12 protein-coding genes are annotated in these 17,514 nt (G+C 27.9%); 3 read left to right on the plus strand and 9 right to left on the minus strand.

What is annotated here, in order from left to right:
- Nucleotides 1–2: 2 nt before the first annotated feature.
- Nucleotides 3–1,004 (minus strand): UDP-N-acetylmuramate dehydrogenase, encoded by a 1,002-nt coding sequence (gene murB, locus R3X25_RS08790; RefSeq protein ID WP_317673926.1) that lies wholly within the window; start codon nucleotides 1,002–1,004, stop codon nucleotides 3–5.
- Nucleotides 1,005–2,198: a pyridoxal phosphate-dependent aminotransferase gene (locus tag R3X25_RS08795; RefSeq protein WP_317673928.1), complete on the minus strand. Its 1,194-nt coding sequence runs from the start codon at nucleotides 2,196–2,198 to the stop codon at nucleotides 1,005–1,007.
- Nucleotides 2,199–2,343: 145 nt separating this feature from the next.
- On the opposite strand from R3X25_RS08795, the gene R3X25_RS08800 reads away from it, so the two are divergent.
- Nucleotides 2,344–3,678, plus strand: coding sequence for an aspartyl protease family protein (locus R3X25_RS08800; protein WP_317673930.1), 1,335 nt, complete (start codon nucleotides 2,344–2,346; stop codon nucleotides 3,676–3,678).
- Between the two features lie 48 nt (nucleotides 3,679–3,726).
- On the opposite strand, the gene R3X25_RS08805 is transcribed toward R3X25_RS08800, so the two are convergent.
- Entirely contained in the window at nucleotides 3,727–4,176 is a 450-nt protein-coding gene (locus R3X25_RS08805) for a DUF1573 domain-containing protein (protein ID WP_317673932.1), read from the minus strand.
- A gap of 111 nt (nucleotides 4,177–4,287) precedes the next feature.
- On the opposite strand from R3X25_RS08805, the gene R3X25_RS08810 reads away from it, so the two are divergent.
- Entirely contained in the window at nucleotides 4,288–6,915 is a 2,628-nt protein-coding gene (locus R3X25_RS08810) for a valine--tRNA ligase (RefSeq protein ID WP_317673934.1), read from the plus strand.
- A 185-nt stretch (nucleotides 6,916–7,100) separates the two neighbouring features.
- Here R3X25_RS08810 and mgrA read toward each other — a convergent pair whose 3' ends face one another.
- The 5 genes from mgrA to R3X25_RS08835 form a co-directional block, all read right to left on the minus strand.
- Entirely contained in the window at nucleotides 7,101–8,099 is a 999-nt protein-coding gene (mgrA, locus tag R3X25_RS08815) for an L-glyceraldehyde 3-phosphate reductase (RefSeq protein WP_317673936.1), read from the minus strand.
- A 156-nt stretch (nucleotides 8,100–8,255) separates the two neighbouring features.
- On the minus strand, nucleotides 8,256–11,165 hold the full coding sequence (locus R3X25_RS08820) for an FAD-binding and (Fe-S)-binding domain-containing protein (RefSeq protein WP_317673938.1): 2,910 nt from the start codon (nucleotides 11,163–11,165) through the stop codon (nucleotides 8,256–8,258).
- Between the two features lie 67 nt (nucleotides 11,166–11,232).
- On the minus strand, nucleotides 11,233–11,574 hold the full coding sequence (locus R3X25_RS08825; RefSeq protein WP_317673940.1) for a tRNA-binding protein: 342 nt from the start codon (nucleotides 11,572–11,574) through the stop codon (nucleotides 11,233–11,235).
- Nucleotides 11,571–13,445: an OmpA family protein gene (locus tag R3X25_RS08830; RefSeq protein WP_317673942.1), complete on the minus strand. Its 1,875-nt coding sequence runs from the start codon at nucleotides 13,443–13,445 to the stop codon at nucleotides 11,571–11,573. The genes R3X25_RS08825 and R3X25_RS08830 overlap by 4 nt, the downstream gene beginning before the upstream one ends.
- A 3-nt stretch (nucleotides 13,446–13,448) precedes the next feature.
- The gene (locus R3X25_RS08835; RefSeq protein ID WP_317673944.1) at nucleotides 13,449–13,907 is read right to left on the minus strand and encodes a DUF962 domain-containing protein; all 459 of its coding nucleotides are present in this window, start codon (nucleotides 13,905–13,907) and stop codon (nucleotides 13,449–13,451) included.
- A gap of 79 nt (nucleotides 13,908–13,986) precedes the next feature.
- Here R3X25_RS08835 and R3X25_RS08840 point away from each other — a divergent pair, with 79 nt between their 5' ends.
- A complete protein-coding gene (locus R3X25_RS08840; RefSeq protein ID WP_317673946.1) occupies nucleotides 13,987–16,740 on the plus strand; it encodes a TonB-dependent receptor in 2,754 nt (917 codons plus the stop codon).
- A gap of 66 nt (nucleotides 16,741–16,806) precedes the next feature.
- Here the strand turns inward: R3X25_RS08840 and R3X25_RS08845 are convergent, their stop codons facing one another.
- Nucleotides 16,807–17,493, minus strand: a complete 687-nt coding sequence (locus R3X25_RS08845; RefSeq protein ID WP_317673948.1) for a hypothetical protein — start codon at nucleotides 17,491–17,493, stop codon at nucleotides 16,807–16,809.
- Nucleotides 17,494–17,514: the final 21 nt, after the last annotated feature.

The following is a 17,514-nucleotide window of genomic DNA, read 5'->3' on the forward strand; positions in this document are numbered from 1 at the left end:
GTTTATATGATATTTACTTCTATTTCTAAATCAATATTAAAGATTGATTTTATTGTTTCCTGAATTTTTTGTGCTAATTCATAGACTTCTTTACCAGTAGCATTGCCATAATTAACAAGTACTAAAGCTTGTTTTTCATGAACACCAGTTTCTCCAAAACGTTCTCCTTTAAAACCACTTTTTTCAATTAACCAACCAGCTGGAATTTTTACTTCAGTATTAGAAACAATATAATGTGGTATTTCAGGATATTTTTCTTGAAGTTTTTGAAATTCACTTATTAAAATTACGGGATTCTTAAAAAAACTACCGCTATTTCCAATTATTTTTGGATCAGGAAGTTTACTTTCTCTAATGGAAATTACAGCTTTAGCTATTTCTTGTAGAGTTGGATGCGTACTATTTTTTAAAAATTCTTTAATAGCTCCGTAAGAAATATTGAAATTATGATTGTTTTTTGTTAATTTAAAAGTCACATTAACAATAATGTATTTACCTTTTAATTCATTTTTAAAAACAGAATTTCTATACCCAAAATTACATTGGTTTTTAGTAAAAATTTTCAGTGCTCCAGTTTCAATTTCAATTGCTTCTAATTGCTGAAAAGTATCTTTAATTTCAACGCCATACGCACCAATATTTTGAATAGGAGAGGTGCCAACATTTCCAGGAATTAGCGATAAGTTTTCTAAACCACCATAATTTTGAGAAATACACCATTGTACAAAATCGTGCCAATTTTCACCAGCTTCAGCGGTAACAAAAACCTCGTCTTTTTTGGTGTCATTAACAATTATTCCTTTTAAATTTAATAGAACAACAAGTTTGTCAATATTTTTGGTGAGTAACATATTGCTACCTCCACCAATTAAAAATAAGTCTTTTTCTGTTTTTATTAGGTTTTGAAGTTCTGTTAAAGTAGATACTATAACAAAACGTTTAGCAATAGTATCTATGCCAAATGTATTGTAATTTTTAAGCGATATATTTTCTTGTATTTTCAATTATAATGTGTTGTATTTTTGAATAGCTTCTTTTAAAATTTCAACCGATCTAATTAGGTTTTCTTTTTTTAGAACATAGGCAATTCTAACTTGATTAGTTCCGTAGCCATCAGTTGAGTAAAAACCTGCAGCAGGTGCAACCATAACAGTTTGGTTGTTTGAACTAAAATCTTCCAACAACCATTTTGCAAAAGAGTCAGCATTATCAATAGGTAGTTCAGCAACACAGTAAAATGCACCTTTTGGTTTTGCTATTTTAACACCTTCAATTTTAGAAAGTTCATTAATTAAAGTATCTCTTCGGTCTTTATATTCTACAATTACTTCATCAAAATAACTTTGAGGAGTTTCTAATGCAGCTTCACTTGCTATTTGGGCAAAAGTAGGAGGACTTAAGCGTGCTTGGGCAAATTTTAAAGCTGTGGTAATAACTTCTTTATTTTTAGAAACTATACATCCAATTCTTGCGCCGCACATACTGTAACGTTTTGATACAGAATCAACAATTATAGCGTTATTTTCTAGTCCAAACCCAGATAAAACAGATTGGTGTTGAGCATTATCATACACAAACTCTCTATAAACTTCATCAGCAATTAAAAATATATCATGTTTTTTAACAATAGCTGCGAGTTTTTCAATTTCTTGTTTTGAATATAAATAACCTGTTGGGTTTCCAGGATTACAAATTAATATTGCTTTTGTTTTGGGTGTAATTAATTTTTCAAATTCTTCAATTGGAGGTAACTCAAAGTTATTTTCTATTTTTGAAATTATAGGAATAATTTTAATACCAGAAAAAATTGAAAACCCGTTGTAATTAGCATAGAATGGTTCAGGAATAATAATTTCATCACCAAAATCAGTAACACTTCCTAAAGTAAATAATAAAGCTTCAGAACCACCAGTAGTAACAATTATATCTTCAGCCGTAACATTAATATTTTTATTAACGTAATAATTTGCAATTTTTTCACGATATTCTTCTGAACCTTCAGAATGCGTATAAGATAATACTTCAATAGTATTATTTTTAACAGCCTCTAATGCGCAGTCTGGAGTTTTAATATCTGGCTGCCCAATATTTAAATGAAAAACTTCAATTCCTCTTTTTATTGCTTTTTCAGCATAAGGAACTAATTTACGTATTGGAGATTCAGGCATTTTAATACCTTTTTTAGAAATTTTAGGCATATTAGTATATCTATTTGATTCTCCTACAAAATTGACGAAAAAAAACAAGATAACGTAATTATTTAGTAACTAAAGGTTAAAATTATTGTAAAAGTTAGGTAGTCAAACGGCTATTTTGTAATTTAAAGAGCCAAATTTGAATAGTTTGAAATCTAAATTATTATACATTTCTTTTATTGTATTTACGCTATTTTATTATAGTGTTGTTTCTGCACAGGGAAGTTTTAAACTACCAAATAGATTAGATAAGCAAACTATTAATTTTAAATTGTTAAGTAACTTAATAATTTTACCTATTGAAGTGAATGGGAAAGAATTAAACTTTATACTGGATTCTGGTGTAAATCAAAGTATATTGTTTAATCTTAAAACAAAAGATTCAATTGATTTAAAAAATGTAAAAAGCATAAAGTTAAGAGGTCTAGGAAGTGAAGAGCCAGTTGATGCTATTGTTTCAACAGGCAATGTTTTTAAACTTAAAAATATTCTTGGTAATAGTCAGAAGTTGTATGTGATTTTTAATAATAATTTCGATTTATCTTCAAAAGTAGGTATAACTATTCATGGAATTATTGGCTATAAGTTATTAAAGAATTTTGTAGTAAAAATAAATTATAATTCAAAAAAAATAACGTTTTATAAAAGTGGTGTTTATAATTATTCAAACTGTAAAAAGTGTGAAATTTTTGATTTAGAGTTTTATCAAAATAAACCATTTATAAAGGCTGAAGTTAAGTTAACAAATGCTAAAATTACACCTGTTAAGTTACTGATAGATTTAGGAGGAAGTGATGCCATGTGGTTGTTTGAAAATAGTCATCCAGATATTTTAAGTCCTACAAAATATTTTGATGATTTTTTAGGCGAAGGTTTAAGTGGAGCAATTTACGGAAAAAGAGCAAAAATTAAAGCTTTAATTTTTGGGAAATTTGAAATAAAAAATCCCACAGTATCTTACCCAGATTCTATCTCAATTGCTTTTGCAAAAAAGTTTAAAGAACGAAATGGAAGTATGGGAGGAAGTATTCTTAAAAGGTTTATTGTAACTTTTGATTATAAGAATAGTAAAATTTCATTAAAAAAAGGCGCTCATTTTAAAGAAGCTTTTAGGTATAATATGAGTGGTATTGATTTAGTATACAATGGAAAAATTTTAGTAAAAGAAAGAGATAATTCTTCTTTTTCTTATGAAAATAAACAAAAAGGAGGGAACAAAGTTGTAATAGATTATAACTATAAATACAAGTTTAAACCATCTTATAGAATTTTTAAAATATTAGAAGGTTCACCAGCTTATGATGCGGGTTTATTAAAAGATGATATATTAATAAAGGTAAATGGTAAGTATGTGCACACAATGGATTTTGAAGAAGTGCTTTCTAATTTTTATTATAAAAGAAAGAAAAAAGTATCAGTTACTGTTGAACGAAATGGACAACATCACGTTTTCCAATTCTATTTAAAAAATATTTTAGAATAAAAAAGGCTTCCAATTTGGAAGCCTTTTTTATATATATTTTAAAGTTTATTATACTTTAGAAGAAACCATTGGTTTCTTTTTATCTACAGGAGATTCAGATTTTACAACAATCCCTTTAATTCTAAGGCGTTTTACTTTTTCAGTAGCATTAGAATAAACAGTAATCATTTTAGAAAATCCACCAGCTCTGTTAGTAGCGTATTTTACTTCAATTTCTCCAGTTTCTCCAGGTAAAATTGGTTCAGTAGGTTTTTTTGGAACCGTACAACCACAACTAGACTGAATTCTAGAAATAACTAATGGAGATTTTCCAGTATTTTTAAATACAAATTTTCTAACTCCATCACCATTGAATTCAACTTTTCCGTAATCAATAACTTCAGCTTCAAATTCAAATGCAGCTGCATTTGGATCTGCTGGAGTAGTAGTTTCTTGTTGTTGAGCATTCATTGAGAATGTTAACAAACCTATAAATAATAGTGTAACTATTTTTTTCATAATTTAAATTTTAAAGTGTAAAGGTAATTATTTTTTTATGCTTTCAAAATATTTTATGTTAATGCTTATAATTGTACATTTGCAAACTGTATTACAAATATTAGACCAAAAATGAGTTTAGCAACAAAATATTCACCTCAAGAAGTAGAAGGTAAGTGGTATAAATATTGGATGGAAAATAATTATTTTCATTCTATACCAAATAAAAAAGAACCTTATACCATAGTAATTCCACCACCAAATGTAACTGGAGTTTTACATATGGGACACATGCTAAATAATACTATTCAAGATGTATTAATTAGACGTGCTCGTTTAAAAGGAAAAAATGCTTGTTGGGTTCCTGGAACCGATCATGCATCTATTGCTACAGAAGCTAAAGTTGTTGCTAAATTAAAAGAACAAGGAATTAACAAAGCAGATTTAACGCGTGATGAATTTTTAAAACACGCTTGGGATTGGACTGATGAGCACGGAGGAATTATTTTAGAACAACTTAAAAAGCTTGGAGCATCTTGCGATTGGGAACGTACAAAGTTTACCATGGATGCTGATTTAAGTGAAGCTGTTTCTAAAGTTTTTATAGATTTATATAACAAAGGTTTAATTTACCGTGGTTATAGAATGGTAAATTGGGATCCTGAAGCTAAAACTACATTATCTGATGAAGAAGTTGTTTTTGAAGAAAAACAAGGAAATCTTTACTATGTAAATTATAAAATTGAAGGTAGTGATGATGTGCTAACAATTGCAACTACACGTCCTGAAACAATTTTAGGTGATACTGCAATATGTATCAATCCAACTGATGAACGTTTTACACATTTAAAGGGTAAAAAAGCAATTGTACCAATTGTAAATAGAGTGATTCCTATTATTGAAGATGAATATGTAGATCTTGAATTTGGTACAGGTTGTTTAAAAGTTACACCTGCACACGATCAAAACGATAAAGTTTTAGGTGAAAAACATAATCTTGAAGTCATTGATATTTTTAATGATGATGCATCTTTAAATTCTAATGGTTTACATTATGAAGGAAAAGATAGGTTTGTTGTTCAAAAGGAAATAACAAAAGAATTAGACGAATTAGGTTGTTTAGTTAAAGTTGAACAGCATTTACATAAAGTTGGAACTTCTGAAAGAACAAAAGCAGTTATTGAACCTAAAATTTCGGCACAATGGTTCTTAAAAATGGATACTATTGTTGAGCCTGCTTTAAAAGCTGTATTGGAAGATGAAGAAGTAAAATTCTTTCCAAAACATTACAATAGTACTTATAAGCATTGGTTAACAAATATTAGAGATTGGAATATTTCTCGTCAATTATGGTGGGGACACCGTATTCCTGCATTTTTCTATGGAGATGGTGTTGAAGATTATGTAATTGCTGAAACCATTGAGGAAGCTGTAAAATTAGCTTCAGAAAAAGTAGGGAAGGAGTTTAAAGTTGAAGATTTAACACAAGATCCTGATGCTTTAGATACTTGGTTCTCTTCTTGGTTATGGCCAATATCTGTTTTCGACGGAATTAGAAAACCAAATAATGAAGAAATTGAATACTATTATCCAACAAACGATTTAGTTACTGGACCAGATATTATTTTCTTTTGGGTTGCTCGTATGATTTTTGCTGGTTACGAATTTAGAAATGAGAAACCTTTTACAAATGTTTATTTCACAGGAATTGTACGTGATAGTAAAGGAAGAAAAATGTCTAAATCGTTAGGGAATTCTCCAGATCCAATTAAATTAATGGAGAAATATGGTGCAGATGGTGTACGTGTTGGTATGTTATTGTGTTCTGCTGCGGGTAACGATTTATTGTTTGATGAAGAATTATGTGCCCAAGGTCGTAATTTCTCTAACAAAATATGGAATGCATTCCGATTAATTAAAGGATGGGAAGTTTCTGAAGATATAGAACAACCAAAATCAGCTAAAATTGCTATTGATTGGTATCAAGCTAAATTTCAACAAACATTAGTAGATTTAGAAAAATCTTTTGACCAATACAGAATTAGTGAAGCTTTAATGAGTATTTACAAATTAGTTTGGGACGATTTTTCTTCATGGTTTTTGGAAATGGTTAAACCAGGTTATCAACAACCAATAGATGCTAAAACTTACAAAGCAGTTATTTCATTTTTAGAAGATAATTTAAAAATATTGCATCCGTTTATGCCTTTCTTAACTGAAGAAATTTGGCAAACTATTACTGAAAGAACTTCAGAAGAAGCATTAATTATTGCCGAATACCCTAAAGCCATTGAAGTTAACGAAAGTTTAATTGAAGGTTTTAAAGTTGCTTCAGAAGTAATTTCAGGAATTAGAACTGTTAGAAAAGATAAAAATATTTCGTTTAAAGATCAGATTGAATTTTCTGTATTGAATAACGATAAAGTTTCTACCGATTTTGATGCAGTTATTGAAAAATTAGGTAACTTGTCATCACTTAATTATGTTGAAGAAAAAGTAGATGGAGCGTTGAGTTTTAGAGTAAAATCTAACGAGTATTTTATTCCAATGGGTGATGCAATTGATGTGGAAGCTGAAAAAGCAAAGTTGGAAGAAGAACTAAAATATAACGAAGGTTTCTTAAAATCTGTTCAAAAGAAATTGAGTAATGAGCGTTTTGTAAACAATGCACCAGAGCAAGTAATAGCTATGGAACGCAAAAAAGAAGCAGATGCTTTATCAAAAATAGAAACAATAAAAGCTAGTTTAAGCAGCTTATAAAAAACGATGCACAAGCTATGGCTGGCGAATGCATAATAGAAAAGGGATTCCATTTTATTGGAATCCCTTTTTGCTTTTTAGTATCCCTGTGAAAACAGAAATTCTACTAATATTCTATAGATTTTTATTTGCGTAGAAATAAGAACAGAATTGTTATTTTTTCATTCAAAATAATAACAAATTATTTATTTCAAAATATTTTCAATTTTCTCTAATTCTTCATTAGAGAATTTTGTGTTTTCAGTTGCTTTTAAACTATCTAAAATTTGTTCAGTTTTACTAGCTCCAATTAGAACAGAAGTAATTCGTTCATCTTTTAAAATCCACGCAATTGCCATTTGAGCTAAATTTTGATTTCTGTTTTTAGCAATTTTGTTTAATGCTCTAATTTTATCTAACTGCTCATTAATTTGTTCAGTTTTTAAATAACGTCCATCTTTTACAGCTCTAGAATCTTTAGGAAAACCATTTAAATATTTATCAGTTAACATTCCTTGTCCTAATGGTGAGAATGCGATTGTACCAACACCTTCATTTCCTAACAAATCAAGTAATCCATCCTCAACCCAACGATCTAATAAGCTATATCTAGGTTGATGAATTAAGCATGGAGTTCCTAAATCCTTTAAAATTTTAAAAGCTTCAGCAGCTCTTTCTGGTTGGTAATTTGAAAGTCCAACATATAGTGCTTTTCCTTGTCTTACTATTAAATCAAGTGCTCCCATAGTTTCTTCTAAAGGAGTATTGTAATCGGGTCTATGATGATAGAAAATATCTACATAATCTAATCCCATACGTTTTAAACTTTGGTCTAAACTTGAAACCAAGTATTTTTTAGAACCTAAATCTCCATAAGGTCCAGGCCACATATCGTAACCAGCTTTTGAAGAAATTATTAATTCATCTCTATATTTTTTGAAATCTTTCTTTAAAATTTTTCCAAAAGTAGTTTCAGCTGAACTGTAAGGTGGTCCATAATTATTAGCTAAATCAAAATGTGTAATTCCGTTGTCAAAAGCACATTTTAGTAGATTTCTAGCATTGTCAAAATCATCATTTTTTCCAAAATTATGCCATAAACCTAGAGATAGTTCAGGTAATAATAGTCCACTATTTCCAGTTCTACGATAATTCATTTTTTGGTAACGAGATTCGTTTGCTTGGTATTTTTTCTTTTTACTCATTGGTTTGTTTTTTGAAATCGTCACCTTGAACTTGATTACTTGTTTTTTTATTCTTATGTTGAATTCGTGATTCTTTGAGTTCAGGGTCTCATTTGCTTAATGTGACAAATTTGATGTGATGCTGAAACGAGTTCAGCATGACGAAAGTTATTTATATTATTTTAATGCTTCTTTTAATAGTGTAATTGGGTGTTTACTAGTTCTTTTTGTTCCATCATAAATTTGATGTCTACAACTTGTTCCTGCAGCAGAAATTTCAATTTCTTCTGAAGTATTTCTAATTTTTGGAAACAAAGTATCTTCACCAACTTGCATTGAAACGTTGTAATGCTCTTTCTCATAACCAAAACTTCCAGCCATTCCACAACAGCCTGTATTCATAATAACAGGTTTATAATTAGTAGGAATATTTAGCATTTCAAAAGTTGCTTTTGAAGAACTCAACGATTTTTGTTGACAATGTACGTGTATTTTAAGTTCTTTTGAATTTGAGGTAAACAGTTCTGATGAAATGTTTCCTTTTTTAAATTCATTTTTTATAAACTCTTCAAAAGTAAAAGTGTTTTTTGAAATTTCTTTAGCAGATGTTTTATCATCAGCTAATCTCAAATATTCATCTCTAAAACCTAAAATGGCAGAAGGTTCTATTCCAATAAGTGGTGTTTTTTCAGAAATTAAATTTTTGAATGTTTCAATGTTTTTATCAATTACTATTTTCGCTTTGTCTAAAAATCCTTTAGAAATGGCACTTCTGCCGCTTTCTTCGTGATTTACAATAATTGCTTTATAGCCTAAATTAGTTAATAATTTAATTGCATCTATACCTATTTCAACATCGTAATAATTGGTGAATTCATCACAAAATAGATACACTTCACCATTTTTAAATTCCTTTTGTTGAAGTTTAGCTACATTACGCTTATACCATTTTTTTAAAGTGGTTTTATATAATTTAGGAATACTACGTTTTGGTGCAATTCCAATTATTTTTTTAGTAATAGGATTGTTTAAAGCAACGTTGGTTATAAAAGGAGCAATGCTTCCTAGCTTGTTATATTTTACATTTTCAGCGAAAAGTTTTGTTCGTAATGTTGGTTTATTGCTTTTGTAGTATTGGTGTAAAAACTCTGCCTTTAAAGCTGCAATATCAACGTTACTAGGACATTCACTTGCGCAAGCTTTGCAACTTAAACATAAATCAAAAACATCTTTTAATTCCTCGTAATCAAACTTGTTTATTTTGTCTGAATTTGTTAAAAATTCTCGTAATGCATTTGCTCTTGCACGTGTTGTGTCTTTTTCATTTTTTGTAGCTCTATAACTTGGGCACATTGTACCACCAGCAGAAACTGGTTTTCTACAATCTCCAGAACCATTACATTTTTCGGCAACTTTTAAAATTCCTTCACTTTCAGTAAAATCTTGAATGGTTTCAATATCAGGTTCAATTCTGTCAACTTCATAACGTAAACTTTTATCCATAGGAAACGCATCTACAATTTTTCCTTTGTTGAATATATTATTAGGATCAAAATCAGCTTTTATTCGTTTTAATAAATCATAGTTTTTAGTTCCAATCATTAACGGAATAAATTCAGCACGAACAATTCCATCGCCATGCTCACCACTAAAAGAACCTCTGTATTTTTTTACTAGTTTTGCAACATCGGTTGTAATTGTTCTAAAAAGTGCAACGTCTTCATTTTTCTTTAAATTAAGAATAGGTCGTAAATGTATTTCTCCAGCACCTGCGTGTGCGTAATACACTGCATTTTGATTGTATTTTTTCATCATTTCAGAAAATTCTGAAATATAATTAGGCAAATCGCTCATTTCAACTGCAGTATCTTCAATACAAGCAACTGCTTTTTTATCACCAATAATGTTTCCTAATAACCCTAAACCTGCTTTACGAAGATTAACGGCTTTCTGAATTTCTTCACCTTTTAAAACAGGAAAAGCATATCCGAAATTATTATTTTGTAAATCTTTAATTAAATCTTGCGCCAATATTTCAACTTCTTTTTTTGAAGTCGCTTTTACTTCCAACATTAAAATTGCTGCAGGATCACCTTCAACAAAATCTCTGTTTTTTAGTTGTTCTCTGTTATTTTTAGTGCAATCTAAAATGGTTTTATCCATTAATTCACACATGTGTAGGTTATGTTGCATTGTTAATACAACGGCTTTTAAACTTTCTTCAATACTTGTAAAATGAGCAGCAACCAGCATACTTTCAGTAGGTGGTAAGTCATCTAGTTTTAAGGTGATTTCTGTAGTAAAAGCGAGTGTTCCTTCACTTCCACAGAGCAATTTAGCTATATTTATATTTTCTTCTGAATTGTTAAAAACATTTGTATTTATTAACGCATCAATGGCATAACCTGTATTTCTTCTATGTATTTCTTTTTTAGGAAATTGATTTATAATTTCTTGTTGAACTTCTTTAGAAGAAAGTTCATTAAATATAGATTTGTAAATTTGATTTTCTAAAGAATTACCTATTTTTTTTTGGTTGAATTCATCATTTGAGACTTCATTAAAAATCGCTTCAGAACCATCACTTAAAATAGTTTTTAGTTGAATAACTTTATCGCGAGTAACGCCATATTGAATGGAAGTTGTACCAGAAGAATTGTTTCCAACCATACCGCCAATCATACATCTATTGCTTGTAGAAGTGTTTGGACTAAAAAATAATTTGTATGGTTTTAGAAATAGATTTAACTCATCCCTAATTACTCCTGGTTGAACAGTTATGGTTTTATGGTGCTCATCAAACTTAAGTATTTTAGTAAAATGTTTTGAAACATCAACCACAATTCCATCACCAACACATTGTCCAGCTAATGAAGTTCCTGCAGCTCTTGGAATTAAGGTAATATTGTTTTTTGAAGCAAAATTTATTAGAATTTTTAAATCTGTATTATTTTTCGGAAAAGCTACAGCTAATGGAATTTTTCTATAAACTGAAGCGTCTGTAGCGTAGATGCTTTTGTGTAGGTTGTCGAAAACTAATTCGCCATTTATTTCACTAGAAAGCACTTTTAATTGTTGTTGAATCACAAATATTATTTTAGTAATTCAAAGATAAAAAATAGGTGGAAAAAAACTTCTTTTTGGTTAAATCAATTTAAGAAACTTGTTCACCATTTTTTATGTCAGTTTTTGAGGATTGTAGTAAAACTACATGATTATTAGAATTATAAACACCTAAAACTAAACACTCGCTAAAAAAATTGGCGATTTGTTTTTTTTTAAAATTAATAATTGCGGTAACTTGTTTGTTTAACAAATCCTTTTTGCTGTATAAATGCGTAATTTGGGCGCTTGATTTTTTTACTCCAAGTGCACCAAAATCTATTTTAAGTTGATAGGCTGGTAATTTAGCTTTAGGAAAATCATTAACTTCAATAATTGTCCCAATTCTAATATCTACTTTTTGAAAATCTTCAAATGTAATTTCTTCTTTCATTCTTTATCAATTACTATAAACTCGGTTCTTCTGTTTAATTGATGTTCTGTTTCTGTACATTTTACGCCGTTAGAGCATTTATTAATTAATTGTGTTTCACCATATCCTTTACCAAATATTCTTTCAGAATCAATGCCTTGAGAAATAATGTAATCTATAGTAGATTTTGCTCTAGAGTTTGATAATTTATAGTTATATGAGTCTGGAGCTCTACTGTCTGTATGTGCTTTAACTTCAATTTTTATTGTAGGATATTTTTTTAAAACATCTACAACTTTAGAAAGTTCTATAGCTGCATCTGGTCTAATGTTTGATTTGTCCAAATCAAAATAAATAGGATTTGTTTTTACCATTTTTTGTTTTCGAACGGTTACAAATTCAATATCTTTTTCTACTTTTTCAATTTCTTTAAGACGTAGAATTTTATAGAATATTTTATGATTTTCTTTTGTAGTTACTAATAAAACTGAATCTTTTTTAAAGTTATTTAATTTGGCTGACAACTTGTAGTTAGATTCACAGTCAATTTGAACTTTAAATTCAGCAGAATTATTAATAGGAATATTAGAAATTAAAGAATCATTTTTAAATAAACTAACTATTGCGTTAGAAAGAGGTAAGTTTGTTTTTGAATTTAAAATCTTACCACTAACAATGTTTCTACATTTTATTGGAGTTAGCAGTAGTTGTTTTTTTAAGTTAGTTAGATTGGTATTGTTTGTTGAAAATTCAATTTCGTTAGGTAAATAACCATTTTTTTTTGCAACTATTTTGTAGTTTTTTTCACATTCTAATTTAAAAGAAAACTCTTCAGAGTTATTTAATTCAATAGCTTCAACTATTTGAGAATCATTATATAAAAAAACTTGAATATTGTTTAGTAGTTTATTTGATTCACTATCTATAATAGTACCTGTAATTAATTGCTCACAAGGTGGTTCTTCAATTTCGATTTCTAATTCATTATAATTAAATGCATAAATGTCAACATCGCCTTTACTTTGTGGTCTGTTAGATGTAAAAAATCCACTTTTTGATGTATTATTAACTATAAAAGCAAAATCATCAAAACTTGAATTTATAGGTGTAGGTAATGGTTCTATTTCACTTAATTCATTATTTAAATTTACTTTAAAAATATCAAACCCACCAAAGCCTTTATGTCCGTTTGAGGCAAAATATAATGTGTTATTTTCATCAATAAAAGGAAATATTTCAGAAGCTTCACTATTTATTTTGGCGTTTAATTTTTTAGGAACTCCGTAAGTATTATTTTTTAAAATATCAACTACATAAATATCTGTCTCTCCTTTTTTAGTATCTCTATTTGAAACAAAAAAAAGTTTGGTCTCATCTTTATTTAAAACTGGATTTTTATTTGAAAATTTATCACTATTTATAGGTAATTGATGAACATTATGTATTTGAAAGTTTTCATCAATGTTTGCCTTTACTATTCTTAATGTTTTCCAATTTGTAGAATCTCTTCTATTATCAACATTATAATAGTTATTCCAAGTAAAATAAACTGTTTTTAAATCAGATGTAAATGCTACATCTGATTCAAAAAATTTGTTGTCGGTTTCATTATAAAATTTATTAGATTGTATAATGTCTCCATTTTTTGTTATAACACCTACGTATAAATCTAAAAAAAGTTGGCGATTATTTTTACGTCTGTTTTTTTTAAATGCACCATCGTTTTCATTTTTTTTAGAAGTTGCAAAAATTAATTTTGAAGGCCCAAAGTATTTGGTGCCGAGCTCTGCATATTTACTGTTTATTGATGTGTTAAATACATTAAATTCGATTTCTTGCGATTGAATTACTGAATAGAATAAAATGGTGATAAATACCAAATGTTTTTTCATTGTTTATTTTGTAAGTTTTTCAAAAACCCAAGCTGGCCCAATTAAAAGAAACTGAAGATCTTTTAAAAAGGAAGGTTTTTTACCTTCAATTTTATGTCCATAGAATTGACCAATCCAAGCTATAACAAAAATAAATAAAGAAATGTAAATTAAGGGTATTAAATAGGATAAATAAAAATTGCCAACTATGCAAAGTACACCAAATAATAACATTTTTATAAATGTGCTTATTGAAAGGCTTGCGTAGAAAAATAATAAGAGAACTAAAACAATGGTAGCCCAATTCTCAATTAAAGGTAAATTAAGTTTAGTTATTGATTGTATAAAGTTAGAAGGAATACTCATTAAAAGGCCTACAATACTAAAAAATATTGCAGGAACACATATGTAATGTATTAATTGATTTGTTTTAATTTGATGACTAACAGCGTACTCACTGAACCATTGTTTTTGTGTTTTCATTATTTTTATTTTTAAATGTAAAACTGACGTTTATTAATAAACCATTTACTACTTTTGAATATTCAAAAAAAATGAATTTATGTTCGCTAAATATATAAAATTTGAAATACTATCTAAAGTATTGAATTTGAGTGTTTTTAATAGCTGTTCTATAGTTTATAAAAAATTAGTGTTTATTGCGATTTTATTTTTAGTTACATTAAATCTGTTTTCTCAAAGTATTTCTGGAATTGTTTTAGACGAAGAAAAAAAACCTTTAGAATTTGCTTCAGTTTCATTACTAAATCCTGTAGATTCTATGTTGGTTAAATACACAACAACTGGAATTAAAGGTGAATTTGAAATTAAAAATTTTAAAGAAGGTGCATATTTAATTCAAATTTATATGATGACTTACCAAGTAGATCAACGTAAAATAGATCTATCAAAAACTCCAAAAAACCTTGGCAATGTTATTCTTAAACGAGAAGTTAATCAGTTAGATGAAGTTGTTGTAAAAGCCATTATTCCTGTAAAAATAAAACAAGATACAATGGCATATAATACAAAAGCCTTTAAAGTTCGGCAAGATGATAATGTTGGAGATTTGGTGAAAAAATTACCAGGAGTAGAAGTAGAAGCAAATGGTGAGGTTAGTGCTCAAGGGCAAGTAGTAATGAAAATTCTAGTAGATGGAAAAGAGTTTTTTAATAATGATCCAACAATTGCGCTTCAAAATTTATCTGCTGATGCAATTGAAAGTATTGAAATTATAGATGAAGATAGCGAAGACACTAAAGTAACAGGTGTTAAAGATGGTGAAAAATATAAAGTTCTAAACCTTGTTTTAAAGGAAGGTAAAAAAGTTGGTTATTTTGGGAAAGCTGGTGTTGGTGTTGGAACCAATAATAGATACACTACTAATTTAGATATTAATGCTTTTACATCTGATATTCAACTAGCAGTTTTTGGAAAGTTAAATAATATTAATAATACCGGAGCCTCTGTTTTTGAGCGTGACGGTTCAAAAACAAGTAGTAGTTCTGGGGAATTAACTACAGGAACATCTGGAGCTAATTTTAATTATGAAATTAAAAAGGATTTAGATTTTAATGTAGATTATTATTATGGTTATTCAGAAAACCTACAAGAAGTAAACTCTAATAGAACTGAATTTATAAATAACGATGAAACATTGAATTCAAAAATTGATTATAATTCTGATAATGTTTCCAACAATCATAATATAAATTTTAGTTTAAGAGATCGTTCTAAAAAAAATAGTTATTTAGCTTTAAGAGGAAACTTTAAAAGTGATAATAGAGTTTCTGATGGAACTTCAAAAACTATATATTTAGATGCAAACGAAAATGAGGATATTTTGAATGATAGAATTACGCATAGTGAAGATTCTAGGAAAGATGGGAAGTTAGATTTTTCTTATAGAAAAAAAATGAATAAAAATGGCCGAAGTATTAAGGTTGTTTCTGGTTTTTCGTTTACTGATTATTTTGATGAAAATTTTCAACAAAACTTTACTAAATATCAATTACAAGATCCTGATTCGGATAATGAGAAGGACGTAATTACAACTCAAGACGATATAAAAAAGGGTGTAAAATATAACTTATCTTTTAGATATTCAGAGCCTATAATAGAACACCATCATTTAAGTTTTACTTCATCAATAAGAAATGAAATACGAGATATTGAACTAATTCAAAATAAAACGGTAAATACTATCGAAAATCCTTATAATTATGTACAAGATTATTATAGAGATAATTATTCAAATCAATTAAGTTATAATTTTAGTATTAACAAATTTCAATTTAGTTTATCGGGTATTTTAGATGTTAAAGAACATAAACTTGAAGTTGATGATGAGGTATTGGTAAAGAAAGAATATAACAATTTATTACCACGAGCTTCATTTAGTTATCAGCCTAGAAAAGGAAGTAACTTTAGAGTTATTTACAATAAAAATATAGGATTGCCAGGTTACAATCAAATGTCGCCTGTTATTAACGATTTTAATCCTTTGCGAATATCATTTGGTAATCCTGATTTAACACCTTCAGAAACAGAAAACATACAATTAAAATATTACAAGTATAATTTTAAAAATGCCAATAATTTTTATGCTTTTGTTAGATATTCAAACGTAAAAAATGCAATTATACCAAAACGTTATTTTGATGAAGATAATATTAGATATTCCACATATGAAAACTATGGATCAAGATTTAATTTTAAAAGTATTATCCATTTTAGTAAAAAAATAAGTAGATTGGGTTTACGTTATGTTGTAAAAATAAATACAAACTTGTACGATAGAATTACAAATGTAGATGATAATTATAATAAAATAGATTATACAAAAGCAGGTTTTGGGTTAAGTTTTAATAACACAAATAAAAATATATTGGATATAATTATTGGAACTAATTTTGATTATACAAATTCCAAATATTCAATTGATAATAGTGAGAATAATAACTACAACCAAAACTATTACACAAAAGTAGATTGGGATTTTTTGAATAGTTTAAATGTTAATTCTCAATTTAATTATACTATTATTTCTGACACTAACTTTGATACACAAACTTTGCCTATTTGGAATGTAGCGTTAGAATATGCTTTTTTAAAAGGGCAAAGAGGGAACTTAAAACTACAGGTTTTTGATTTGTTAAATAAAGATGTTGGAGTACATATAAAAAGTACAGCAGATTATTATGAAGAGTCTTTTAGAAAAAGTTTAGGAACGTACACTATGGTAAGTTTTACATACAGTTTAAAACCGCCAAAAGGCAAACGTAGCTACAGAGAAAAAAAGAAAAAAAGAACTTAAATTAAGTTTTTTTAATTTCTAAAAAAAAATGAAACTTACCAATAGCATGTTTTAGTTACTCTAATATTATTTTTGGTCATATTTTTCTATAAATTTTTTAGCTCTTTTATTACCTGAATCTATTACTAACGATTTTTTATAGTAAATTAAAGCTTGTATTGTATCTCCTTGTCTTTTTAAAGCATCTGCATAACTATCATAAGTATTAGCGCTATATGGATATAGCTCTATATTTAATTTAAAAATGGCTAGCGCTTTTTCGATTTCTTTATTGTTTAACTTATTATAACCTAATTTATTAAAATAATGTTCGTCAATAATTTTATTTAGAGAATCGGTTTGTTTAATTGCTAAATAACCAGCTAATGCTTTTTCAAAATTTCCATTGTTTAGATATTCGCTTGGGATTTTTTCGTTAATGCTTAACTTTCTAAATTTACGTACAATAGTGTCGTTTTCTTTTGGAACAATGGTTATATAAGTTTCATTTTTATTGTTTTGAGTGAATTCTAATTTTTCATTCATTTCTTTAACAAAAAATGTAGTAGCGTTTACCTTTAAAGGTTTAATATTGTTTGCGCCTCGCCATTTTAATTGAAGTATATTATTTTCAAAATAAACTTCTAAAACTTCATCGGAAGTATATAAATAGCGCCCTTCTGTTTTTTTAATAAATTCATTAGTGTTTGTAGAAGAAGAACAGCTAACAATTATACTAAAAGAGATTAAAAAAATAAAGTAATTGAACTTCATAGAGAAATATATGTGGTTTAA

It is taken from the genome of Lutibacter sp. TH_r2 (assembly GCF_033101135.1).
Taxonomy (GTDB): domain Bacteria; phylum Bacteroidota; class Bacteroidia; order Flavobacteriales; family Flavobacteriaceae; genus Lutibacter.